At 37.0% G+C, this 25,484-nt stretch carries 19 protein-coding genes; 3 read left to right on the top strand and 16 right to left on the bottom strand.

Annotation, left to right across the window (positions count from 1 at the left end; all coding sequences use genetic code 11):
* Positions 1–6: 6 nt before the first annotated feature.
* From JNG87_RS15705 to JNG87_RS15640, 14 genes are all read right to left on the bottom strand, one after another.
* Positions 7–327 carry a hypothetical protein gene (locus JNG87_RS15705; RefSeq protein ID WP_202839424.1) on the bottom strand — a complete coding sequence of 107 codons (321 nt, stop codon included), beginning with the start codon at positions 325–327 and terminating at the stop codon, positions 7–9.
* Positions 324–1,112, bottom strand: coding sequence for an RHS repeat domain-containing protein (locus tag JNG87_RS21755; RefSeq protein WP_202839422.1), 789 nt, complete (start codon positions 1,110–1,112; stop codon positions 324–326). The genes JNG87_RS15705 and JNG87_RS21755 overlap by 4 nt, the downstream gene beginning before the upstream one ends.
* 749 nt (positions 1,113–1,861) lie before the next feature.
* Positions 1,862–3,010 carry an RHS repeat-associated core domain-containing protein gene (locus tag JNG87_RS21785; protein ID WP_395974137.1) on the bottom strand — a complete coding sequence of 383 codons (1,149 nt, stop codon included), beginning with the start codon at positions 3,008–3,010 and terminating at the stop codon, positions 1,862–1,864.
* A gap of 346 nt (positions 3,011–3,356) precedes the next feature.
* Entirely contained in the window at positions 3,357–3,809 is a 453-nt protein-coding gene (locus JNG87_RS15690) for a hypothetical protein (RefSeq protein ID WP_202839420.1), read from the bottom strand.
* The gene (locus JNG87_RS15685; protein ID WP_202839419.1) at positions 3,809–7,207 is read right to left on the bottom strand and encodes a DUF6443 domain-containing protein; all 3,399 of its coding nucleotides are present in this window, start codon (positions 7,205–7,207) and stop codon (positions 3,809–3,811) included. Before JNG87_RS15685 ends, JNG87_RS15690 begins: the two co-directional genes overlap by 1 nt.
* A 5-nt stretch (positions 7,208–7,212) precedes the next feature.
* Positions 7,213–10,497 (bottom strand): hypothetical protein, encoded by a 3,285-nt coding sequence (locus JNG87_RS15680; RefSeq protein WP_202839417.1) that lies wholly within the window; start codon positions 10,495–10,497, stop codon positions 7,213–7,215.
* 12 nt (positions 10,498–10,509) lie between these two features.
* Positions 10,510–12,168 carry a T9SS type A sorting domain-containing protein gene (locus JNG87_RS15675; protein ID WP_202839415.1) on the bottom strand — a complete coding sequence of 553 codons (1,659 nt, stop codon included), beginning with the start codon at positions 12,166–12,168 and terminating at the stop codon, positions 10,510–10,512.
* A gap of 263 nt (positions 12,169–12,431) precedes the next feature.
* Entirely contained in the window at positions 12,432–12,842 is a 411-nt protein-coding gene (locus tag JNG87_RS15670; RefSeq protein WP_120231635.1) for a hypothetical protein, read from the bottom strand.
* 112 nt (positions 12,843–12,954) lie between these two features.
* A complete protein-coding gene (locus tag JNG87_RS15665; protein ID WP_110011040.1) occupies positions 12,955–13,353 on the bottom strand; it encodes a hypothetical protein in 399 nt (132 codons plus the stop codon).
* Between the two features lie 92 nt (positions 13,354–13,445).
* Positions 13,446–15,773 carry a beta-glucosidase BglX gene (bglX, locus tag JNG87_RS15660; protein ID WP_202839413.1) on the bottom strand — a complete coding sequence of 776 codons (2,328 nt, stop codon included), beginning with the start codon at positions 15,771–15,773 and terminating at the stop codon, positions 13,446–13,448.
* Between the two features lie 80 nt (positions 15,774–15,853).
* Positions 15,854–16,561 carry a prolyl oligopeptidase family serine peptidase gene (locus JNG87_RS15655; protein WP_202839411.1) on the bottom strand — a complete coding sequence of 236 codons (708 nt, stop codon included), beginning with the start codon at positions 16,559–16,561 and terminating at the stop codon, positions 15,854–15,856.
* Between the two features lie 100 nt (positions 16,562–16,661).
* Positions 16,662–18,053 (bottom strand): glucoamylase family protein, encoded by a 1,392-nt coding sequence (locus JNG87_RS15650; protein WP_202839409.1) that lies wholly within the window; start codon positions 18,051–18,053, stop codon positions 16,662–16,664.
* A gap of 78 nt (positions 18,054–18,131) precedes the next feature.
* The gene (locus tag JNG87_RS15645; protein WP_120231639.1) at positions 18,132–19,598 is read right to left on the bottom strand and encodes a RagB/SusD family nutrient uptake outer membrane protein; all 1,467 of its coding nucleotides are present in this window, start codon (positions 19,596–19,598) and stop codon (positions 18,132–18,134) included.
* Positions 19,599–19,602: 4 nt separating this feature from the next.
* Complete coding sequence (locus JNG87_RS15640) at positions 19,603–22,452, bottom strand: SusC/RagA family TonB-linked outer membrane protein (protein WP_202839408.1); 2,850 nt, start codon at positions 22,450–22,452, stop codon at positions 19,603–19,605.
* A 366-nt stretch (positions 22,453–22,818) separates the two neighbouring features.
* Between JNG87_RS15640 and JNG87_RS15635 the strand changes: the two genes are divergently transcribed.
* The 3 genes from JNG87_RS15635 to JNG87_RS15625 all read left to right on the top strand — a co-directional run bounded on the left by JNG87_RS15635 (position 22,819) and on the right by JNG87_RS15625 (position 24,371).
* Complete coding sequence (locus tag JNG87_RS15635; RefSeq protein ID WP_110011034.1) at positions 22,819–23,490, top strand: DUF4197 family protein; 672 nt, start codon at positions 22,819–22,821, stop codon at positions 23,488–23,490.
* 40 nt (positions 23,491–23,530) lie between these two features.
* Positions 23,531–23,836 (top strand): DUF493 family protein, encoded by a 306-nt coding sequence (locus JNG87_RS15630; RefSeq protein WP_047433612.1) that lies wholly within the window; start codon positions 23,531–23,533, stop codon positions 23,834–23,836.
* A 61-nt stretch (positions 23,837–23,897) separates the two neighbouring features.
* Positions 23,898–24,371 (top strand): hypothetical protein, encoded by a 474-nt coding sequence (locus JNG87_RS15625; RefSeq protein ID WP_202839401.1) that lies wholly within the window; start codon positions 23,898–23,900, stop codon positions 24,369–24,371.
* Positions 24,372–24,425: 54 nt separating this feature from the next.
* Here the strand turns inward: JNG87_RS15625 and JNG87_RS15620 are convergent, their stop codons facing one another.
* Together JNG87_RS15620 and JNG87_RS15615 are read right to left on the bottom strand one after the other, a co-directional pair.
* Entirely contained in the window at positions 24,426–24,776 is a 351-nt protein-coding gene (locus JNG87_RS15620) for an arsenate reductase family protein (protein WP_110011032.1), read from the bottom strand.
* Between the two features lie 86 nt (positions 24,777–24,862).
* Positions 24,863–25,477 carry a deoxynucleoside kinase gene (locus JNG87_RS15615; protein WP_002977952.1) on the bottom strand — a complete coding sequence of 205 codons (615 nt, stop codon included), beginning with the start codon at positions 25,475–25,477 and terminating at the stop codon, positions 24,863–24,865.
* Positions 25,478–25,484 lie beyond the last annotated feature (7 nt).

Genomic DNA, 25,484 nt, shown 5'->3' with positions numbered 1-25,484 from the left:
AAAAATTTATTTTTTAGGTTTAGGTTTTTCAAAGCCTCTATCTCCCCATTTTTTTATTTTGTTAAAGTCGGAACCTGGACCTTTACTCGCTTTTCCTTTATTCCAAACTCCTTTTCCATATTGTTGATCCAATACCCTCTCTGCAAAAGTTTTACCATCTTCATCCACATAAGGAGCTTCTCCTTGTTCTTTCACCCACGAAGGGACATCCTTGGCTGCTTCTTTTCCAGTTTTACCACTAACAGGAACTTTTTTTTCTTTTGGAACATCAACCCCATTCACATCTTTATCCTTATCCGCTGCATCTTCCGCTTTCAGATTCCTCATTCCTGCACCAGGATCTGCAATAGTTGTATAGCCTGTCTTGGTGTGGCAAAGTAATCATATGTCCACCAAACTCCTGCTCCTATCAACATCAACCCACCAATAACATCTCCAGGACCAGGCACAGGAGAATCTGCCTGAGAAACAATGAATGCTGACATTGCCAAACTTCCCGGACCAAAACTTTTATCTGCTGCTTTCCCGGTAAGGGTAATTTCCTGTATTGATGTTTCTGTCTGACCACTTGGAAGTATATTTATCGCAGACACACCACTTGGGCAATTCGGAGGACATTTTCCTTCCTCTCCTTCCATTCCTGTAGGATCATTAAATTGTACCGGATTATTCCAAACATAGCTATAAGCTTCATGAGTATATTGACTTCTAGGATCTACTGTTCCAAACCGCCCTATATCTGGCATATAAAATCTCGCTCCATAATCATACATTCCAGTCTCTTGGAGTTCCTTACTATTATATTTGTACTTATAACTTGGATTTCCTGTTAATACATTATATCCCTCATGCTTCAGTCCAAAAGGATAATAATTACTTTCTTCAATGATCTCTAATCCTGCTCCATTTTTAGCATAGCTTACTCTAACATTTCCAAGGTGGTCCGTATAATTATATACATACTTTCCGGTTTCAACATTAAAATATCCTTCTGCGGTTGGGAAAAACTTTAATATCGAATTGGTATACTGAAAACCATCCAGATAATCGGTTGTTTCTGTTCCGAAAACCTTTTTTTGTTTCACTCCGTCTGCTCTGTAAATATAATCCATTACTTTTGAGTTCTGGGTAATCTTTCGTGGTAAATTTAGATAATTATATTGAATGGAGGAATATAATTATTTGAACCTGTTTATAAACACAAAAACCACTGCAAAAGCAGTGATTTTTATTACTTCCCACACGATGCAATCGTGCGGCAGCGAGGGTTATACAGGATAAGGCTATCTTGGAACAAGTGGAACTCATTCAGGAGCTCGAACCCGAAGAAAAATCTATGGTATTTAAAATGATTGATACCTTTATCAACCAGAAAAAATTTAAGGATTTTGTTAAACAGAATGTAGCATTATAAAACAACAAACCCGCTCAATGAGCGGGTTTGTTGTTTTATACTTTTGTAAATTTTAACCGTATCGTTTTGTGGAAAAATATTCCTAAGACAATTACCCCTATAATGACATTGTAAATGCCTAAGGTTTTATCAGAAGGAGCATAAAAATACGTGTAAGCACTATACTCAACCATAAAAAACAATACTATACAAAGTATGAAATATATTCCTTTTTTTATTTTCAATATAAAATACAGAGGAAGAAAAAAAACTAATATTAACGGTATTAAATATATCAATACATATAAAACATAATTCAAAGAAAGCCTAAACATTTCAGATGATGTTTCTGCATTGTTTATTACTGCATCCTTAAATCTATCTTCAATAAAGGCAAGTATAAAAAAGAAGATAAGATACTTCGCTAATAAGCACAAAAAACTATTGATAAGACTAACTTTAAACATATTAATTTCTTTTATAAAATCTTGATGGGTAATATGAAAAATCATAAGCTCTGGCTCCGCCCACAGGAACACTGTTATAAGGAGCTAAATGAGGCTTATTAAATGAAGGCTGGTTATACTGCATCAATTTAGAAGTATTGCCATTACCAGAAACGGTTACATTAGCTGAAGGAAATATATTAGTATAGGTGTCTACAGAAAGGCTACCATTACTGCTATTGTAATTAACATTCAGTTTTTGAGCGACATCTACTATTTTATATCCTCCCAAATTCAATCCAATCTCTTCAATTGGAGATACACTTGCATGCTGTTCAAAATTTACATTAATCCCTGTAGATGTCGTTTGCATACCAAAAGTATTGTTGCTACCTCCTTCTCCCGGATAATAGTCTCTAGGCTTACCTATTGGGGTTTTTCCTGGTTTAGATTCAAAACTTCCCACTAAGCTTGTTAGTTCCCCAGCAGCATTTTCTCTACCTGTAAGTGTTAATGTACTTGTTAATTTAACACCAGCAGGATCTATAGCTGGAGGGCGAGGACCATCCCAGAGTTTCCCGTCAATATAGCTTATAAAATTAAATGTTAACTCTTTTCCCAAGTAGGTTTCTCCGGCTTTAGTCGTAGCTTGAGAGTTTGCATTTTTATCCCAGTAAATAGAACCGTCTTTTCTTTGGACAAAATCAGTTGCACTCCTTCCATCAGGGTCAATAAATCTTAATGGATTATTCATTGCATAGTTGTAAGGCGACCATCTTCTAAATTCTTCACTCAATGGGTCTGGGGAAAACCATCGTCCAATATCCGGCATATACATCCTTGCTCCATAATCATACATACCACTTTCCTGAAGTTCCTTGCCATTGTACTTATAATTATAACTTGGATTTCCTGTTAATACATTATACCCCTCATGTTTCAGTCCAAACGGGTAATAGTTACTTTCTTCAATGATCTCTGTTCCTGCTCCATTTTTAGCATAACTTAATCTAACATTTCCAAGGTGGTCCGTATAATTGTACACGTACTTTCCAGTTTCAACATTAAAATATCCTTCTGCGGTTGGGAAAAACTTTAATATCGAATTGGTATACTGAAAACCATCCAGATAATCGGTTGTTTCTGTTCCGAAAACCTTTCTTACTTTCACTCCGTCTGCTCTGTAAATATAATCCGTTACCTTGGAGTTCTGGGTAATCTTTCGTGGTAAATTTAGATAATTATATTGAATGGAGGAATATAATTATTTGAACCTGTTTATAAACACAAAAACCACTGCAAAAGCAGTGATTTTTATTACTTCCCACACGATGCAATCGTGCGGCAGCGAGGGTTTTTATATCCCTCTAAATCATTATTCTTAATAGCAGTCCAATATTCTCTTATTGTATTTTTAATTTGCTCTTCATCTTTTTGTTTCTGATTGACACAGCAACTTATAATTAATAACATTAAGATTAATGAAATATATTTAATTATTTTCATTGAAATCATTATTATTTATCCCAACCAATGTGATTATCTAAAATTACTGGATCTGAAATTTTATCAAAACCTATTGGCTTATAAAAAATTAATGTTATAGTCAAAGGTTTTTTTATGTTGTTAGAATCTCCCTTTTTTTTAAATGTATATTGTACATATTTCATCTTTATATCTGGTGATAAACCTATTGTATCTTTAATTTTTATTTCGCCTTTTAGTCTTTCTTGTATATTTAAGGCTTTGTAATGCTTGTGTAAAAAGTATAAATCACCTGCTGTGACACCTGGAAAATTTTCAGATTCGTAGATTAAACCATTATATGCTTGTAAATCATTATTTTTAACTGATTTCCAAAAATTCTGAACCGTTGCTTTGATTTGCTTTTCATCTTTTTGTTTCTGATTGACACAGCAACTTATACTTAATAATATTAAGATTAATGAGATATATTTAATTGTTTTCATTACGGTAAAACTTTTTTATTGGTGTTTAATTGCTGGTTAAGAGGCTGTACAGGCAAATTGTTATTCCTAAGAATCTGGGTTCCGTTTTGGATGATTAAAGAATTGGGCATCAATCCTGCTCCAGGATTTGGTAAAGTTCCATCAAATACAAAATTGATAACATCATTTTTCGTTTGTTGGTTCATTTCAATTCCACTTTCATTTACCAAATCTATAACTCTATCCATTGTTTTAGCTTGAGAATTAATAAGTTTTACATCTTTAGCAGCTTGTGTATATGCTTTTGTACTTTTTATGGCATCAGGAATGTTAGAAGCTAAATCCATTAAGCCAACCAACTCTTGCGCTCCTCCTGCAGCAGTATTGAGTTTATCATAATTCTTGATCATTTTGTTGGTCATTTCCAAACCTCTTTTTGTAGTGGTAAACTTTTGGCTATCCATACTTTCCGGCGTTTCCTGTACATTTTCCATTGTTGCGCCATTTGGTGTAGGACCGCTATAAGCATGAGATTTTAATCTTAAACCTGATGAACCATCCGATATTCTTGCGCCACCTGGATTATATCCTTTTGTGGTCAATCCAATACCGGCAGCAGTAAAGGTTGCTTGTCCGTTACTCATCTGTGATCCCGGAGCTCGGACAACTCTCATTGCGTTCCCATGAATTGCAAAAAATCCGGTATGATTTTTCAGTAATTCCAATCCTTCCAATTCAACACCCATTCCCAATTTATTTTCCTGGAATGCATAGGTAGAATTATATGTGAATTTTTCAGCCAAAGGATCAATATTAAAGAACCTTCCTACATCGGGCATATAATTTCTCCACTTAAAATTGTAAAAACCAGTCTCCTGCAACTCTTGTCCTTGGTACTTATACTTATATGCAGGATTTCCTACCAATCCATTATACCCCTCATGCTTCAATCCAAACGGGTAATAGTTACTTTCTTCAATGATCTCTGTTCCTGCTCCATTTTTAGCATAACTTAATCTAACATTTCCAAGGTGGTCCGTATAATTGTACACGTACTTTCCGGTTTCAACATTAAAATATCCTTCTGATGTTGGGAAAAACTTTAATACTGAATTGGTATACTGAAAGCCATCCAGATAATCGGTTGTTTCTGTTCCGAAAACCTTTCTTACCTTCACTCCGTCTGCTCTGTAAATATAATCCGTTACCTTGGAGTTCTGGGTAATCTTTCGTGGTAAATTTAGATAATTATATTGAATGGAAGAAATTCCTTTATCCAATTGGGTCGTCATATTTCCGTTATCGTCATAGCCTATTTCATTTCCTCCTACAGGATATCCTAAACTGTTAAGATAGGCATCGGATACTTTGGTAAGCCTGTTTCCCGTGTAGCTGTAGATCAGATTATCGATCACCATGGCCTCAGTACTTCCCGGGAGAAGTCCCTGGGTTCTTACCAGATTCAGAATATTCCCGTTCAGGTCATAAGCAAAGAGTTCATTATATTCTTTCCCGGAAGGATTGGTGTCTTTTTGATAGAAACCTGCTGTAAGCCTGTTCAACGGGTCATAAACATATCCGTATCTTCTCACATTATCATTCGCTCCTGTAGAGGTTTTCCAATCAACTTCAGCGATATTGCCGTTGTATTTCGGTTTTACTTTTTGGTTCGGGTAATTGGTATTGGGGACTTCCAGACCTTGTACTTCATTATATCTGATTTTATATCCAAACAGGTCATTTCCAAGGTTGGCAGGATCGTTGATCTGGGTCAGCCACCCACGGATATTATATTGGTAATCTATCTGCTGAAGCGGAGAAGAAGCTGTAACTCCTCCCACTTTTTTATTCGTAACCTGGGAAATTTCATTATAGGTATTCTGAGCCAGGATTTCTTCAGCATTATTATCAATCTTATGTTTATGGGTAACCAGGCGGTTCTGACTGTCATAATCAAAGGTTTCCGTAATGACCCTTTCGGTATCCGTACTCAGTCTTTTATGTTTTGTTACAGTCTGTTTCGTGATTCCTGCAAAATCCAGTTTGGATTCTGTGTGGGTATATCCTCCCAAATGATTCACAGACTGACTTCCAATAGCTCTTCCCTTCGTATCATAATAGGTATAGTTCCTGGTCCAGTTGTCATCCTCAATATTCTTTACAAAACTCATTACAGGTAGTCCTTTGGTACTTCTTCCGTCAGCTGCAGGAGTTTCAGTCAATACAGGTTCTCCCTGAATTGTTGAAGGGAAGGCCGGATTAAAACTGTAAGCAGGATAAGAGTCGTAATAATTAACCGACAAAATACTTTCAGGGGTAAAATAGACGGCTGTATAATAAATATTGATTCCATTCCTTACAAAACCTGTAGAATGGCGCGCATCATAAATAACCAAATCCTTGATCTGATCCTGTATTGTCGCCCTACTGTCATTTGAACTGAATATTCCTGTATAGGCAACTCTTCCAAACTGGTCATACTTGGTCATCAGCCATTTTCCAGATCCTTTCATATTGGCATCCTGGGTAAGCATCAGCCTGTCGGCTTTATCATATACCATAAACTCCCAGCCTTTTCCGGGAAGCTTTTTTTCCACCAGTCTTCCCCTACCATCATAATGGTACTGATAGCATAAGGTATTGAGAAGATCATCCGTAATAGGCTTATGAACAGCCAGAGGAGGAATGACAAAAGCCAGCTGGTCATATTCATTGTAAACATAATAGGTATCCACATTTTCTGCGGGGCTCATGACTTTCCTTACCAACACAACCTGACCTTTACCGTTTTTAAATTCTATGGTTTCATTACCATCCTCATCTTTGACAGAGTTTTTATAAAGCTGGTTTGGGGCATAAACCGTGGCAGAGGATAAGCTCGGTGCACTTTTAGTAGCTCCATTTATCCAGCTCGTGGTACTAATGTACTGATAGACTTCATTCAGTCCGTTGGTGTCATAGCTGAACTTTACAGATTTTCCGTTCCAGTCATTACCTACCTGTTTCTGTTCCAGAACCTTGTCCAATGGTGAGCTTTCCAAAACTTTTTCAGAATAGATCTTTTCATTACCATACGTGTTAGGATAAACACCCAAGGGTCCTGAATAATAGTTTCCATTGCTGGTAGAAAGCTGGGGAACAGGTAAATAATCTTTTACCTGTCTTCCGAAAGGATCATATTCTATATGAGTAACTACATCACGTCCCAGTGGTGATGCTTTGACATTCACTACCTGTTTTGGTCTTCCCAACCCGTCAAAATACTGTACGGTTTCTGAGGATTTGGTAGCAGATGTTCCATTATAATCCAGATACGTTTTGGACTGAATATAGTTTTCATTGCTTGAAATAGTGGAAAGCTGCGCATAGGTTATATTGGATAAGAGCAACGCTCCTATTGGTATTATTATCTTTTTCATCAGTTTTAGTTTTTATAATTGTATTTCATTTCCTTCAACACTTTACCATTCACATCGATCACTTTCTGAAGTCTGTTTGCGGAATCATAAACATAGCTTTCTCTGATTCCTGATGGTGGTGTGATGCTTCTTACTCCAATTAATGGATCATATGTGTATGTTGTGATATGATAGTTTGGCAAACTACTTCTGAAGGTATTTAGTACAGATAAAAATGAAGTTTCATCATTATTAGCTGCAGCAGAAGCATCTGTATTAGAAGCATTAATAATGGAATCAATCAGTGACTGCTGGATGTCTGTTAATTTGGCACCTTCTATTTTGGCAATGGGCTGGGTAAAGTTATAGCCCCAGATGATGACTGTGGAAACACCTGCTTTTGTAGTGTACTGCTGAAGGTTTCCTTTGGAATCGTATTTATCATAAGTAACTTCGGTAGAAACAACATTTTGTAAATCAGTAGAAAGTATAGTATATGGTAATACTAAGCCAGAAGTTTTCAGATCTGCTTCTGACTGACTGGCTGGATAAAGTGTATTAGTTTTTGATAAAGTTTTATTTATTATACCTACTGTTTTACTACTTACAGTCTCCAAAGGAATACCAATCATATTTTTTGAAATCATAAGCTGGTTGTTTTTCTCGTGGGCGTAGCTGTAGGTGGTTTCAGAAATAGAATGATCAGGATACTCGGTTTTAGATGATGTTAACTGGTAATGGTTTGGATTTGAATAACTATTGGTATTGGTGGTTACAAGCGCAACGTTATTGGGAAAGTATTCCGTTGTTTTTATTTCAGTAGGGTTATAAAAACCATAATAGTTTTCATAAAAACCATATGAGATATTTAACAGCTGGTCTTGTGTAGGATCTGGAGAGTAAGCAAAATTTTCTCTAAATACATAGCTCCTTAGATTTTTTTCCTGGGAATAATCATATTTATATGTTTTATTAATGATCTTACTGTAATTATTGTTCTCAAATTTGTACATATTCTCTTCTAACAATAAATTCGATTTTAATTCTCCCAAATTGGTAGTAGGCATATAGTAAATAGCAGGTGGTCTTCCAATATAAGGATCTAAATTTTCTTCATATGAAAATTTTCGTTCTACGGCACTTTTACCTTCTATAACTTCTGTTACCGTACTGTAAAACACACTATTTTTTCTATGGTTGAAAAACGGGAGTATGCTGTTTTGATAGGCATTATAAACATCCAGTATCTCCACCTGTGGGAATGTACCACCACTATTCTGGCAGGATTTTGAAGTTTCTTGCTTTTGCGCCATCACATAGGTAGTATTGTAATCTGTGATTGAGGAATTCTGGTTGCTAATATTAGCCAAAGAATTATAATAAAACTTCTTTGTGTAATTATCACCTTCAGTATTTGTTTCTTTAAAAGACGCTATTCTGCTTCCTCCAAAATAGATGGGTTGATTGACAGAAACAGTATGTTTATTATAGGTTACATTTAACCAGCCACTTACAGCTCCGACTAAAGATGATACAGAATATTCAACTTTATAGGTATGTCCGCTTATAGTAGTGAGTGGTAAATGATTTGTCCCCTCCTTAGCCTGAAAGGGTTCAGAAACTTTATTGGTATCCGAAAAAATAGAGTTGCCAGTTGTCAGGTCGGTTATTTTGAGCTGATGAATATCGTGTTGGCTATCAGGTCCATTACACCCATAATAATCGTCAAAAAAGGCCTCTCCATAAAATTCCATAAAATTTCCATTCGAAACAAAAGTGAAAGAATCTAAAGGCGCATCATTGGCCAGATTACATTTATTAAAATTGGCGCTTAAAAATTGGGACTCTTTTACCTGTTGATTTACCTGTCCCATGCTTGCATTAGGTTCATAAAAGATCTCAGAAACTCCTTTCGTTGGATGGGTGATCTTTTTTAAATTACCCATAGACGCCAGCAGGGGATTTACCTTTTTATCAGCAGACAACATGGATAGTGGCATGTAACTGGAAAGTCCCTGGAAAATTCCAAAATTATTATCATTGGCTATAGCCGGAAATGGAGAAGAATTACCCACTCCGTTAGGATAACCATAATAATCTGCGCTTAAACTGAATCTGGCAGGGAGTGAGCTTAAATTATAGTATTCAAATTCAGTCTTAGCGTTCCTGCTAACCTGGTTCACTGATTTTAGAAAGTGCCTGTTGGTTGTGGATCTTTCATCTCCCGGCAGACCATAATAGGCAGCCGCAGGGGTATTAAGCGTGTCAAAATACTCAAAAGTATAGCTATCTATCAGCCTGTTATTGCTTTTAATCTCAATAGAAGTAAGAAGGTTATTCTGAGCATTGCTGTTGAATATATCTTTTCGTTCTTTATTATAAACAAATTTTATTTCCGTATCATCCTCTGAAATGGTATTCAATCTCGGCTTATAGGATTGAAGGATAGATTTTGTCTTGATTATATCACTGTAAGTATAAGGTGAAGAAGAGGCAGGTGGGCTACAATTCTGCTGAACATTGAAACTTGCGCTCAGGGAAGAATAATATGTAACATCTTCGGTGACATAATTAAATAGGGTTTCTTTTTTCTCCGGACTAACGATTTTATACAAATACCATCCTGTAATGGCATGCTGATCCGGGCCAGCATTTTGATAGGTTGTTTTCTCAATATTTATTTCTGAGCCCCCAAAATAATATTCATTCCCAATTTTATCTGTGAGTTTAAATTCCAATAGCTTTCCATAACCTGTTATAGGTGTATTCTTATCAAGGATTTGAATTTTTATTTTATCCTTTGATTCTATATAGGCATTGAGGCTGCTGTCTATATAGAAACTTCCTGACAGACCATTTGAAATGGAAAAATTAAACCAGTCATATTCTGTATCTATTGCATTTCCAGTTCTGGCAGCATCTTTTATGTTTTGTAAATCTGTTGTTTCATTTACAGTATTGGGTTTCCAATTTGTCCTGTTCTCGTCAGTTTCATCCTTCACTATCCTTGATATTACACCTCCCGTATTGAGCTGCCATGACATTCCGGTACTGGTGCCAATATCATCTACCCTTACCCCGCTTGTATAGTTTAAATTAACAGGTGTTTTAATTCCTCCATAAATAGGATATTGATAACTAAAGTCTCCTGTTGAAGAAGGCTCAAAATTAAGCCTGCTATTAGCGAACGTTTCCTGGGACGGCGTCACTATTTTAGGAAGTCCATAGTTATTATTAGGCTGAGGTAACGATTGTCCATGACAGAATTGAAATGCGAGGAGGATTACTATCGGAGCGTATCTTTTTTTCATGATTATTGTTTTTTATTTTTTTATAAGCTTAGCATTCGCCGTTTTATTCGTATCAGTTTTTATCGTCACCAGATAAGCTCCCTGCACCAAAGGCTGGGTATTGATCTTAGTCACTTTATTTTTAGTTGTAATACTTTGAAGCTGTCTTCCACTCATATCATATAAGAGAATTTCTGCATCCTTAAAACCCTGTCCTGAGCCTGTCGAAGGATCAAAACCTATTTCCACATAAGCATAATCCGAAACAGGATTCGGATAGATCTTGATATCATATTTTTCAATCAGCTGATCAACCTGTTTGTCTCCCAGTTTCACAATCTTCCAATTTTCTTTACCTAGTTCCTCTGCACTGGTTCCTGCCAGAATAATAGAACCGTCTCTGTTCAGCTTTACATCGGAAAGCCTTTCTTCCTTCTTTCCGGATTCTCCTTTGACATGTTTTCTCCACTGCTCGTTTCCATTCTGGTCAAGGTATAACATCCAGAAAGTTTCATCATCTGTTTCTATTCTTCCTTCTGCCTGGGTATAGCCTCCCAATAAGATTCCTTTGGATGATTTATCATCTGCTGAATGAAGAACGCTCATTCCCATCAGGATATCGCGGTTTTTAAAATTGTAAGATTTCTGCCACTGTTCATCTCCTCTTTCATTTAAAGAAATCAGCCAAAGATCTGTTCCTTCCTCTAATCCGACGGTTTTGTTTCCTGACCTTTCTGATCTGGATTCCCCGCCAATGATAAAACCATTTGAAGTTAATGCCAATGTTCTGATATGATCATCGCCTTTTCCACCGAAATTCTTTTCCCATTCTACTTTTCCGTTTTTGTCCAGCTTGACAATCCAATAGTCACCCTCACCAAAATTGTCTGTTGATTTTGCAATTCGGGATACGGGAGTCGGGTTTTGAATGTTTAATGCAGAACCCGCATCCCGCATCCCGGAACCTTTGTCAGATCCCGAAACACGAACCTCGGAACTCCTTGAATAAATTCCCAGTAATACCCCGCCATCTTTCGTCGGAATCATTTTCTCCACTTCATCCAATCCTTTTCCACCTAAAATTAATTGGGAGAGTTCGTTTCCGTCTTTATCCAATTTTGTGATTAAAACATCTTTGGAACCATAACCTTTTGAAGAGTTTTGTACATTACCGGCCGCAAAGAATCCCAGATCAGTAGTTTGGATAACAGCTCTGGCTTCTTCATCAGAAGAACTTCCTAACGTTTTCTGCCATAGTTCATCTCCAAATTCATTGATTCTGATCAGCCAGATATCTGAGCCTCCTTTAGAATCCTCTTTTTTATCGAGTCCTTTTCCTGAATGAGATGTTCCGGCTAAAAGAAATCCGCCATCCTGCGTGGTAACAGTAGCAGACAGATAATCGTGGTTTTGCCCTGAGAAATATTTCTCCCATGATTCTTTCCCTTGCTGGTCAAGTTTAATTAAGTGAAAATCGTAGCCGTTATTCTGCTTTTGGCCGCTGGCTGCTGGCGACTGGCTTTTAGACTGTATAGAGCTTCCCGAGATCAGGTATTGCTGATCAATGGTTGTGGTGACCTGGCTTAGAAAATCCTGGGTAGAAGATTGTATATCTTTCTGCCATATCACTTCCTGAGCAGATACACCCAGGGCTGTGCATAAAGTAAATGCACCGAAGTAGAATTTTTTCATCCTATGTTTTTTTGAGTTAGTAATTAGTTTCTTAAAACTTCGCGAATTTAACACTTTTTAAGATATGGAAATCATTTTTGTGTGGTATCCTGTAAATCATACTATTTTTAATTAGATTCTCTCTATTTATACCAGTTTTTATTTTATTATGATGTAAAAATATTTATCCACAACGTCAAAACATGTCGTATTAAACCGAATTAATTTTAATTATTGACATAAAAAACCACTCTTGCGAGTGGTCTGTTATTTGTGGTTTTATTTTACTGATAAATGACTTCATCATTCTTCTTGATCTGATAGCTTTTTTTATAGGGAGTTAAAACATAGCTGTCTTTCACGTGAGCTCCGCTTTTCCATATTTTTGCTTTTCCCTGCTTATCCAAAATAATGCTTTTTGCAGCTCCATCCGGAATGAATACTTCGGCTTTAGTCATGCTTTTATTAAAAATAACTGCCGTCATTGAAGTATAGCTTTTGTCTGAGTTTACTTCTTTGAGTTTTATTTTCTGATTGAAAGTCTGTATGCAATTATTTCTTAATTGTGAATACGTATATCCTGCGGAGCCGATACAACCGTGAACATCTCTGTCGCCTCCGAGAACAGGAGTACTTTTTTGAGCAAAAATGAATGATCCAAGGAACATGGTACTGAGTAAAATTATTTTTTTCATAGGTAAAATATTTGTTTTTTTGACTGGTTACAATATCCCAGAAATGTGATATTAATTAATTTCTCTAAGGTACAAAAAACCACTCTTTCGAGCGGTTTTTTTTAACCGGATCTTACTGATAGATCACGATATTATCCTTTTTAAGCTGATATCCGTGCTTTTTGTAAGGAACCAATACATAACCATCCTTTTTCCATGCTTTGGCTTTACCTCCTGCTCTGGTAAGGATAATGCTTCTTTCACCGGCATCTTTTACAAAAACCTCAGCTTGTTTCATGTCTTTACTGAAAATAACTGCAGCTATTGAAGTATAGCTGTCTTTCGGAGCTACTTCTGTTAACTTGATTTTCTGCTCAAACGTTCTTATACAGTCTTTCTTAATTTGAGAATAAGTATATCCTGCAGAACCAATACATCCGTGTGCATCTTTGTCTCCACCTTTTATTGTTCCTTTTTGTGCAAACAGTAAAGAACCCAGGAACATTGTGCTTAATAAAATTGTTTTTTTCATGTCGATTTGTATACTAATAATTACCCGAGGTATTATTAAAAATCGTGCCAAAAAACTTCATAACACAATCCGGTGAATTACTTTTCCGGATATTACTTAGTCCAGTTAATCTTTGAATGCTGAACATTGTCAGAACTGGTTCCGATCATAATATCAAATTCACCTGATTCCCAGTCATATTTCAAATCTCCGTTATAGAACTTAAGGCTTTCAGGAGTGATATCAAAAGTTACTTTTTTAGATTCTCCTTTTTTCAGAAATATTTTATGGAAACCTTTTAATTCTTTTACCGGTCTTGTAATACTTCCCACCATATCTCTGATATACAACTGAACAACCTCAGCTCCGTCATAATTTCCTGTATTTGTTACAGTAACGGATGCCTGAACCGTCTGATTTCCTTTTGCAGTAGTAGTGGAAACTGCCATATCAGAATAATTGAATTTCGTGTAGCTCAATCCATATCCGAAAGCATACAATGGCGTATTACATTCGTCCATATAGTTCGAACGGAATCTTTCATAAGTACATTTGTCTACTTTATCCTGACTCAGCGGACGACCTGTATTTTTAGCATTATAATAGATTGGCACTTGCCCAAGGCTTCTTGGGAAAGTCATCGGAAGTTTTCCGGACGGGTTTACTTTTCCGAACAGAACATCTGCAATGGCATTTCCTGCTTCAGATCCTGCAAACCAGGCATTCAATATAGAATCCGGAGTGTCTTTTACATTGGTTAAAGCTAAAGGACGACCTGTGAAAAGAACCATTGCGATTGGTTTTCCCGTCTTCTTTAATTCGTTGAGTAAGTCAACCTGAGACTGTGGAATCGTAATTTCTGTTCTTGAAGAAGATTCTCCACTCATTTCAGCAGATTCTCCGATAGCCAGAACAATCACATCTGCTTTGTTGGCTACCTCTACAGCTTCTTTTAACAATTCTTCTTTCGAGCGGTTGTCTCTGTCTGTTTTTTTACCATGAGCTGCATAGATTTCTTCTAATTTGGCATCGTAATCTATATTGGCTCCTTTTGCTGATAAAAACTTAACTTCTTTTCCATAGTTTGACTGTAATCCCTGCATCAAAGAAACTGAAGCAGCATGTTTTGTCGCAACACTCCATGTTCCGGCCATATTCATTGAGTTATTCACCAATGGGCCGATTACAGCCACTGTTCCTGATTTCTTTAAAGGCAATACCTGATTGTCATTTTTCAATAACACCATGGATTGAGCAGCTGTATTTCTTGCTATATTACGGTTTTCCATATTATAGACTTCTTTTGCCGCTAACTTCGCATCTCCATGTTTGTATGGATTATCAAATAAACCAAGATCATATTTTGCTTCAAGAATTCTCCTTGCTGCCATATCAATTTCAGCTTGCGTAACTTTTCCTTCCTGAAGGGATTTTTTTAATGTTGTTAAAAAACCTTCTCCCACCATATCCATATCAACCCCAGCTTTTAAAGCCAAAGCAGATACCTGCTGAAGATCTCCCATACCGTGGTCTACCATTTCATTGATACCGGTATAGTCAGTTACTACGAAGCCTTTGAACTTCCATAGATTTCTTAAAACTTCTGTCTGAAGCCATCTGTTTCCTGTCGCCGGTACTCCGTCCACTTCATTGAAAGAGGCCATTACAGAAGCCACACCAGCATCCACTGCAGCTTTGTAAGGAGGAAAATATTCGTTGAACATCCTTACATGGCTCATATCAACCGTATTGTAATCTCTTCCGGATTCCCCTGCTCCATATAAGGCAAAGTGTTTCACGCAAGCTAAGATATTGGTTCCATTAGCCAGGTCTTTCCCCTGATAGCCATACACCATATTTTTAGAAATTTCACTTCCTAAATATGGGTCTTCACCAGAACCTTCTGATACTCTACCCCATCTTGGTTCACGGGAAATATCTACCATGGGAGAGAATGTCCAGTTGATCCCGTCGGAAGCAGCTTCTCTGGCAGCTACTTTTGCTGACTGCTGGATAAGGTTCATATCCCATGAAGCGGCTAACCCTAGAGGAATCGGGAAAGTAGTTTCATAGCCGTGAATAACATCCATCCCGAAAATCATAGGAATCTTCAGACGGCTTTTTTCTACTGCCACTTTCTGAACTGCCTTGATCTTATCTGCTCCTTTTATATTGAATAATCCGCCGACTAATCCCTGCTCTACTTTCTTTCCGATATCAGAGCTCTGTGCCTGTCCTGTAGTGAAATCTCCGGAAGTCGGAAGGTTCATCTGGCCAATTTTTTCATCCAATGTCATTTTAGATAAAAGATTGTCTACAAAAGCTTTCTTCTTAGCCTGATACTGAGCTGTCTGGTAAGACTGAACGGGCTTCGTTACCATTTCCTGTGCGGAAAATACAGGTGCCAATGCTAAAGTGGCGATTACAATTAACTTTTTCATAAATCTATCTTCTTAAATTATTGTTTTATATTTTTTGCTTTAATTTGATGGGTTTATTTTTCAATCATTGGTGTCCTGGATTACTTTTCTTTCCTTTTGGACAGCATCCATTCATACAAAGCGGGATTTGAGTATGCCGAATCCCATGAATTATGATTATCATTCGGGAAAATAACCAACTCTGCTGAAGGGTTTACAGGATGCAGCTTCTGATAAAAATTAAAAGCATTGGCCGGTAATACAATATCATCCATTCCGCCATGGAAAATTTTCAAGTTCAGATCTTTAAACCGATGAATATTAGCGGTCATGACCTGATCTGTAGGAGCACAAACTGAAGCCACTGCAGCAAACATTTCCGGATGCTCCATAGCCAGCTTTAAGGTTCCCCATCCTCCCATAGAAAGTCCTGTAAGATAAATACGGGAAGCATCAATTTTATATTTCTTCTGAATTTCCTTGATCAGATTATATACGGTAACCGTATCCCACCATGTTCCTTCCGGACATTGGGGTGCGAGAACAGCTACAGGTCCTTTGATCAGGTTTTTATAGGTAAACGGGCTGTGTGCCTTTACAAGATCAAGATTAGTTCCACGCTCTCCTGAACCATGAAGGAAAACTATTAATGGTACATTTCCTTTAACATTCTGCGGATAATCCAGAATGTAAGACATTTTTTCCTGTCTTTTAATTTCTTTATTGAGTTCCCCTTTTATCTCCTGCGCATTCATTGGTATTGAAAACGGCAGCAGTAAAAGAGGAATATGTTTCAGTTTTAGTTTCATATTGTTATTTAGGTTTTGGCTAAAGCCAGCGGATTTGATCTTTTTTATGTAAACGGACTCCCTTCGACTAAGCTCAGGATAAAGGCCCGTTCCTATTAATTTATTTGAGTCCATATTTGGCTGACCGGAAGCTTAGTTTTTTTAATCCCTGTTGAATTTCCGGGGCATTCATAAATAACTTCCAAAGGAATCCTGATCTGTAATTTTCAATCATGGGTGCTATCGTTCCCTGATCTATCGCCAGATATCTTGGGGTAAACCAATTGTTATAATTAATGGAGGTAGCATCATAAGGTCCCGCAGATCCTATGAATTCAGGTTTTTGGGTATACATGAATCTCAGGAAAGCCATTGATTCTTTTGGTGTATAGGGAAAACTGCTCAATGCAGCTGTAGGAGTAATCACTCCATTATCATTGCCAGGCATGTGAGCGGTGTATCCTGTGCTTCCGTCCTCATTTCTGGTATATCCGGCTGTAAGCCCCCAATAGTTGGGGCCATACCCTTTCCATTGTTTTGGATTTTCAACACAGTATTTGTAATCGATAAGGGTTTGATTTTTATTGATGTCAAAGTAGTTTTTGACAAGCTTATCGGATAATCCCGTAGGATCAAGCCCGATATATGAATATTGTGCCCAGAAAAGCGGGCCGCCATATTCTTCGGCATAGTTGTGTTTTACATACAGAGGTAGTCCGTATTTTGTTTTATCTGTAAGGTAAGTTCCGTTTCTGGTCCAGCCTTTATAGTAGGTTTCTGCATCAATAGAATGAGTAGGTGAAGACGCTGCTAAAATATAAGTGATCAGGCATTCATTATATCCCTCAAGAGGAAAATTCATTTCCCATTGGTAATCCGGTGACCAGTGCCAGTATAGAACTTTCTCACCTCCTTTGGTATACCAGTTCCATTGGATTCCTTTCCACAGTTCATCACATTTTTCTGCCAGGGCTTTTTCTTCTGCATTTCCGTTTTTAAAGTATTCACGAACCATCAGTATTCCTGAGGTAAGAAATGCCGTTTCTACAAGATCACCGCCATTATCCTTTTTTCCGAACGGGACTGTTTTTCCGGTTTCTCCATTGATCCAATGTGACCATGCTCCTTTGTGACGGTCTGCTTTAGCCAGGAAATCCATGATATGACTAAGCCTTTTCACTGCTTCTTTTCTTGGAACAAATCCTCTTTCCACCCCAACCAGAATAGTTGCCAACCCGAAGCCTGAGCCTCCTGTAGTGATCACGTGCTTATCGTTATCCGGATAGATATTATCTTCATGGTAACGTTCTCTTCCCAGCATTGAGTTAGGTTCTGCATAGTCCCAGAAGTATTTTAAAGCATCCTTCTGCACTCTGTCCATCAGTTGTTCATCCGTGATATTGCTTTTTACCGCTTCAGTTTTTCCGGTTTCCTGTTTGGCAACGGGCGCATTTTTACAGGAATACACAAAGAATAATGAAGTAATAGCCATTGATAATACGTTCCTTTTCATGAGATCTCTTTTTTAGGGTTTCTTACTAAAAGAAGAGGAGAACTTTCATTCTCCTCTAAAGTTTTTATTGATTAAATTTTAATAGCCGGGGTTTTGTGCTGACAATCCACCTGCTTCCATTATAAAGTCTTGTGGAAGTGGGAATAGTTCATGTTTTCCAACGATGAATTTTTTACCACCATCAGCCGCCATGGCTGCCTGGGCTTGTCCGGTTCTTACAAGATCAAACCATCTGTCATGTTCGAAAGCAAGCTCTAATCTTCTTTGTTTCCAGATATCCAATCTTACGTCTGCCTGAGAAGAAGCAGTCGTGTTTCCGATGTTTGCTCTGTTTCTTACCTGATTCAGGAAAGGAATAGCTGCAGATGTTTGTCCAAGCTCATTCATTGCTTCAGCTCTGATTAATAGTACTTCAGCATATCTCAGATAACGAATGTTTACGTCTGTTGAAGCCTGATCTCTATAATTGGAAGAATAAGCTTTATAATTATAGAATTTATTTTCTGTATTTGGACCTACATAATATCCATCATATAAAGTCATATCTCTGTGGATAATCGTAGCATCTCTTCTTGAATCTGTTGCAGAATAAGCATCATACAGACCTTGGGTAGGAGTAGAGAATCCCCAGCCCCAGCCTGTAGTACCTCTGGCTCCCTGAACCTGGCTGTACTGCTGGATTGCTCTTCCTGCTGTCCCTCCTGTTCCGTTAATTTCGAAAACAGATTCAGCATTATTTTCTCCTGAAACTTTATAAATATCCTGGAAATTAGGTGTCAATGAATACCCTGTAACCAAATTAGTCTCATCCACAGCAAGCTGCCATTTCTTCTGATATAAATACACCTTTGCTAAAAGCGCATGGGCAGCACCAACAGATGCTCTCCCTATATTACCTGCCCCATAGGCTGATTTATTAGGAAGAACGGCTATGGCATCCTTAAGATCCTGTTCAATGAATGCATAAATTTCTTCCTTACTTTTTCTGGTAAGTGTCATTTGCTTATCAGCTTCAACCCCTGTTACGGGAACATGGTCTACTAGCGGAACTCCTCCAAAAGATCTTACCAGAGTAAAGTACATAAATGCTCTTAAAAACTTTGCCTCTCCTATTAATCTCTGACGTAACTGCGGGTCTGCTTTATCTAATTTAGGAAGATATTTTAGCGCCTGATTACACCTGTTAATCCCCTGATAATTAGAAGCAAACAATTCTTTGAATGATGGTGTTGATGCTGTAAATGTCAAAGCATCCAAAATGTCTTTATCTGAACCTGAATCACTTGGACTTGAACCTTTATCTGCATCATCAGAAACAATTGATGTCACTCCAATCCATGCAAACGTACTCATATTCCAGTCTAAAAACTTTGCATAAATACTAGTTACCAAACTATTGGCTCCTTCATTATTATTGTATATTTCACCCAAAGCATCCTCAGGAATTTTTTCTGTAGGTGATACATCAACGAAGTCATTGCTGCAACTCTGGTTAACAGCTCCTAAAATTAAAAATGCAGCTGCTATGATATATTTCTTATTCATTTTTTTAAAAATTTAGGTTAACACCAAATACAAAAGATCTCAATGTAGGATAAGCATCTAATTCTACGCCTGCACGTTTAATTGGATCTCCTTCTGCTGTAGGATCTGCAGGATTATATCCTGATAATTCTGAGGAATATCCTGAGTATTTCTGGAATACAATTGGATTAATCGCACTTACATAGAGCTTAATTGATTTCATATAATCCGTTACATTTTTAAATGTATACCCTACTGAAATATTATTGATTCTGAAATAATCTCCACTTTCCAAATAGAATGTTGATGCAATTGGGATATTTGCAGGATTTACAGGATTTGCTGCATTAGTGTTTGTAGGAGTCCAGAAATCATTCGCTACAGAAGCTTCGACATTTTCTCCACCATTCCTTTGTGCTTTTTTACCATTATACACTTTGAATCCAAAAGCTCCATAACCGCTCAAAGCAAAATCCCAATTCTTGTAAGACATTGAAAAATTAACACCTAAGGTTGATTTTGGTATGTAAGAGCCAAAGAAACGTCTGTCTCCCGGATCTGCACTTCCGGTAACTCCATTACCATTCAAGTCTTTAAACTTCAGGTTACCGTTTGCATCATAACCGTCTGCTTCCCATAGATAGAAACTTCCTAATGCGTAACCAACTGCCTTAGCATTAAAAATTTTTGTATCCTGTCCGTTTCCAAGATTTCCTCCCACAAGTTGAGAAACCGGCTTGGAAAGATCAATACTGGCAAGTTTGTTCTTATTGTAAGAATAATTGGCACCAATTGAATAAGTAAAATCCTCACCTACTTTATCAGCCCAGTTTAAACTTATCTCAGCACCTTTATTGACAACACTTCCCATGTGTGAAAAATTCACTTCAGAAATACCTGTTGCAAGATAAGGTACCACCCCCAAGATAAGATTATTGGTTTTTCTGTTATAAACATCAAAGCTACCCGATAACCTTTTATTCAGGATTGCAAAATCTAATCCTAACGAAGTTTCTTCGGTTACTTCCCATCCTAAACTAGGGTCATATCCCTGATTAACAGTTATTCCATTACTTACAGGCGATGTACCGAATCCATAATTATATGTTGCTCCGGATGAAAGTGGCAAATAATTTAGCGGAACCTTCTGGTTACCTAATTTACCCCAGCCTCCTCTTAATTTTAAAAGATCAAAGAATCCGTCCTGCATAAAGCTTTCTTCAGAAATGATCCATCCGGCTCCAAATGATGGAAATGTCCCCCATGTGTGTCCCTCAGCGAACTGAGATGATCCATCTCTTCTGATTGTCCCGCTTAATAAATAACGGTTCATAAATTTATACTGAAGCCTTCCGAAATAAGAAATTGTGGTGTTTCTGTTCCCTTTTATAGATTCAATGGCTTTGGTCGTATTATCACTAAATAAATTACCATAGTAATCTACGCCATCCAGATTCCAGTAGTCTTGTGAAACGGGTACATTCTTTCTGTTGATCGTTAAGGTTTCAAGACCATTGGCAACTGAAGCTTCTGTACCAGCTACAATTTCAATATCATGATTTCCTACTTTCTTGCTATAGGTTAAATAGTTATTAAGTACCCAGTTGAAATAGTTTTGGTTTTTATTGGTTAATCTTGTCAGAGGCAAAGAAGTATCATATCCACTATCAACCCTCATTGGATCGCTATCTAACCAGAATGCTTTGGAATTTACAAAATTGTAATATTTATAATTATTGTACTCACCACTAAACTGAGAAGTAAACTTCAAATCTTTATAAATATCAATATCCAGTTTTAACCCACCCTGCAATAAGAAATTTTTTCCTCTTTGATTGTCATAGGCAAGCTGCATTACAGGGTTCCCGACATTATTAAATCGCCCTCCTTCATAATCGATATTCCCGTTGGTCTTATTATATATAGGCTGACCATATTTTCCATTCGGATAATATACAGGGACTAATGGCGATTGTTTATATGCATTTGTAAAAGCACCATACGATTTAGGAGTATCATTGGTAAAGGTAGCACTTAAAGTCTGCGCTAATCTGATACCTTTGGTAATCCTGAATTCGTTATTGGTTCTTACTGTAGTCCTGTTATAATTTGTTCCTTTAAGGATAGACTGCTCATCATAATTACTTAAACTTAAGAAGTATTTAGCAGCTTCTGAAGATCCTGAAATAGAAACATTATGTTGGTTATAAATCCCTGTTCTTGTAATTTCTTTGAACCAATCTGTGTTGTACGGCTGATTAGGGTTCAGATAAGTACTTGCTTTACCTGCATTATTATAAGTTGCAAATTCAGTCCCGTTAGCCATTTTAATGGTTTTTAAAGGGGTTCTGAATCCAACCAATCCATCATAGGTAACACTTAACTTCCCCCTACCTGATTTCGTAGTAATAATGATTACCCCGTTAGCCGCTCTGTTACCATAGATTGCCAATGCTGCAGCATCTTTCAATACATCATAGGTAAGAATATCATTAGAGTTGATATTGTTGATGTTATCGGCGTACATTCCATCAACTACATATAAAGGTGTTCTTCCACCCAATACAGTACCAAGTCCTCTGATCATTACTGTCGGAGTTGATCCCGGCGCATCAGAAGCAATAACCTGTACTCCGGCAGCTTTTCCCTGAATAGCCTGTGACGCATTCAATACTTTGGTTCTGGTTACTTCCTCCGCACTGATAGAACTAATAGAAGTAGTGTTGTCTACTTTTTTACGGCTACCATATCCAATCATAACGACTTCGTCAATCTTCTGGACTTTAGCAGAATCCTGCGTAACCTGTGCATTCACGTTCATCCCGAAATATAACACGGCAATGAGACCTGAATACTTTAAATTACTTTGTTTCATATAGTTTCAATTTTATTCAAATAAATTCAAATTTGCACCTGTCTCTAAATAGTGGAGTTATTTAAAATCTCAAAAAAAGACATTAGCCAAAAATATAAAAAATATCCAACACTGTTAAACTATCTTAAATATTTAAAAATAACTATACTTTATTAAATGAAAAATGCCAAAAATATAGATTTTATAATTTTTAATTTAAAATCAAGATCCTTTGTTCATCATATTTACAAATGAAATTTTAACATTTTTGACACAATATTCACCAAAACATGTACTCAATTTAATATTTTGTTAAATTGGGAATAGTAATTACCTTTGGTGCAGTTTTTGACAAATGCATCTTAGAAATACATAATAAAAAAATCAATGAAAAAATATATCATTGCAGCCGCTCTTCTGATTGGAACCGGTGCTGTTATTACCACCACTGTACAATCCTGCACTTCATTGGCAACATCAGACATGGGGCTTTCTATTATCAAAAGAATTCTGCTCAATGGTATTGATAAGGGAATGAGTATCTATGGCAACAAAGAAGCGTTCCTGCAGAATAATATGGTTGATAAAGCCCTTCCCAAAGAGTTGAGAGACATCAATTCCACACTGGAGAAAATTGCTCCTTCACTGGTAGCCAAAGAACGAGATTATATAGCACAGGCAGCAGCTTACACAGTGAATACATCAAAACCTATTTTACAGGATGCTGTAAACAGCCTGAATGCTCAGGATGTAACGAGAATTATGCAGGGAACCACTGCAACACAGATTCTGAAGGAAAAAACATCCCAGCAGCTTATTGCTGCCATTGCTCCTAAAGTAGATGAAAAACTGAATGAATATGGAATTGTAAAAACTATTAATACAGCGCTATCTGGCAGTAATTTTCTGGGCAGTCTTTTAGGAGGGAATAACAACACTGTCAATTCAGGAGGATTGAGTAAACTTGCTTCTGAACAGTTGGTGAATGGATTATTCAATATCATTGAAGATTATGAACACCAGAACTCCAAGTCCCTGCTGGGACCGTTTGGAAAATAGGAAAATTTTCGCTATTTTTATATTATATTAACAATTGCAGATGGATATATTACAAGGAAATCAACACGCAAGCCCTGAAGACTTTTATCAGTCTTTGAGGGAGAAGCTGGAGGATCATCATGATTTTCCGGAGGATTATTTATTTAAATTTATTATTCCTACAGACCAGGCAAAACTTACTGAAATTTACAGAGTTTTTGATGGTATTAAATTTACACTGGGAAACCGCGAAAGCAAAAATGGAAAATACACGGCCTGCAATATCAATGCATTTGTTCTGGATGCCAATCAGGTAGTGAATATTTATAAAGAAGTAGCAAAAATAGAAGGCGTTATTCTATTGTAAAAACAAAGGCCGTTTCATCATGATGAAGCGGTTTTTTATTACTAATACATAAAAACAGAATATGATGAACATCCAACTGATCCTATTTAATGTCATTTTAGCAACCTCTGCTACAAACTGTATGCACAAAAATAACAGCGAAAATAATACCCAAAATATCTCTTCTGCAGTTCAGCAGCAAAAGATTGAACAGATCCGCTTAACAGAAAGGACAAGAGGGTTCAGCAGGGACATTGTTTTCACACCCTCTTCAAAAGAGTCCAATATCAACGAAGAGATTACGAATACCAAAATCTCCACCGCCGAATGGCTGGCAGTTTCCAGGCTGGCTCAGAACATTGACCTACCGAAGATATCTGAACTCAAATCTCCAACTACAGGCAGATATTCTGACCAGGCAATGATATCATCTATGATCATTACCGCTGGCGGAAAAGAGTATACCTCCTCAGAATTTGATTCCGGACGTCCTCCAAAAGAACTGGAAGCTTTATATAAGGCGATAAACGGCCCGGTTACTACAAAAAAACCATAACATAAAAGATCCGCCCTTTAACAGAACGGATCTTTTTTATTTATTAAGTTTCATCTATTTTTCAATAAAGAACTTTACATTTTCAATAGGTCTTCCCAGCATTGCTACTGAACCTTTTACCAGAATGGGTCTTTGTATTAAAGATGGGTTTTCGGAAAGAATCTTTATCCATTCCTCTTCCGAATAGTTTTTATCTGCATAGTTCTCAACGTAAAGCTTATCGGTTTTACGGATAATATGAAAAACACTCTGATTCAGTTTCTTCAGCACCGTTCTTATTTCAAGAGGACTTAAAGGATCTTCAACAATATTAATGATCTCAAAAGGCACCCCGTTTTCGTCAAGATACTCCAGTACAGCATTTGACTTTGAACAGTTTCCGTTATGTAAAACTTTAACTACCATGATACATTATTCAAAAATTAAACTTGATCTTAACAAATTTAAAAAGATTTACCCTGAGTCTGTCTTAATGTTGTGATAAAAATATGTTAAAACAATCCGTGTAGCTCTGCTTCAATCTTCTCCAGAATAAACCCGAAATCTTCAGGTTTTTCAACGAAATCAAGATCATCCACTTCTACAATCAGAAGTTTTCCTTCTGTATAGTTGGAGATCCATTTTTCATATTTCTGATTCAGTTTGGAAAGGTATTCAATACTGATGGATGCTTCATATTCACGACCTCTTTTATAGATTTTTTTAACCAGGTTAGGAACATCAGATTTCAAATAGATTAAAAGATCCGGAGCAGATACGAAAGACTTCATCAGATCAAATACTGATGAGTAGTTATTGAAATCCCTGTCTGAAAGAAGGTTCATATCATTCAGGTTTTCCGCAAAAATATGAGCATCTTCATAGATCGTACGATCCTGAATAATGTTTTTCCCGCTTTCCCTGATCTCCTTTACCTGACGGAATCTGCTTCCCAGGAAATACACCTGCAGCGCGAAACTCCACTTGCTCATGTCTGAATAAAAATCTTCCAGATAAGGATTATGATCTACATCTTCAAATTGTGCATCCCATCCGTAATGCTTGGAAAGCATCGTTGTCAAAGTTGTTTTTCCGGCTCCGATGTTTCCTGTAACTGCAATATGCATAATATTC

Origin of the sequence: Chryseobacterium cucumeris, from assembly GCF_016775705.1 — a bacterium.
Classification (GTDB): domain Bacteria; phylum Bacteroidota; class Bacteroidia; order Flavobacteriales; family Weeksellaceae; genus Chryseobacterium; species Chryseobacterium cupriresistens.
The sequence above is the reverse complement of the archived record's forward strand: the minus strand, read 5'-3'. Positions and strand labels throughout refer to the sequence as shown.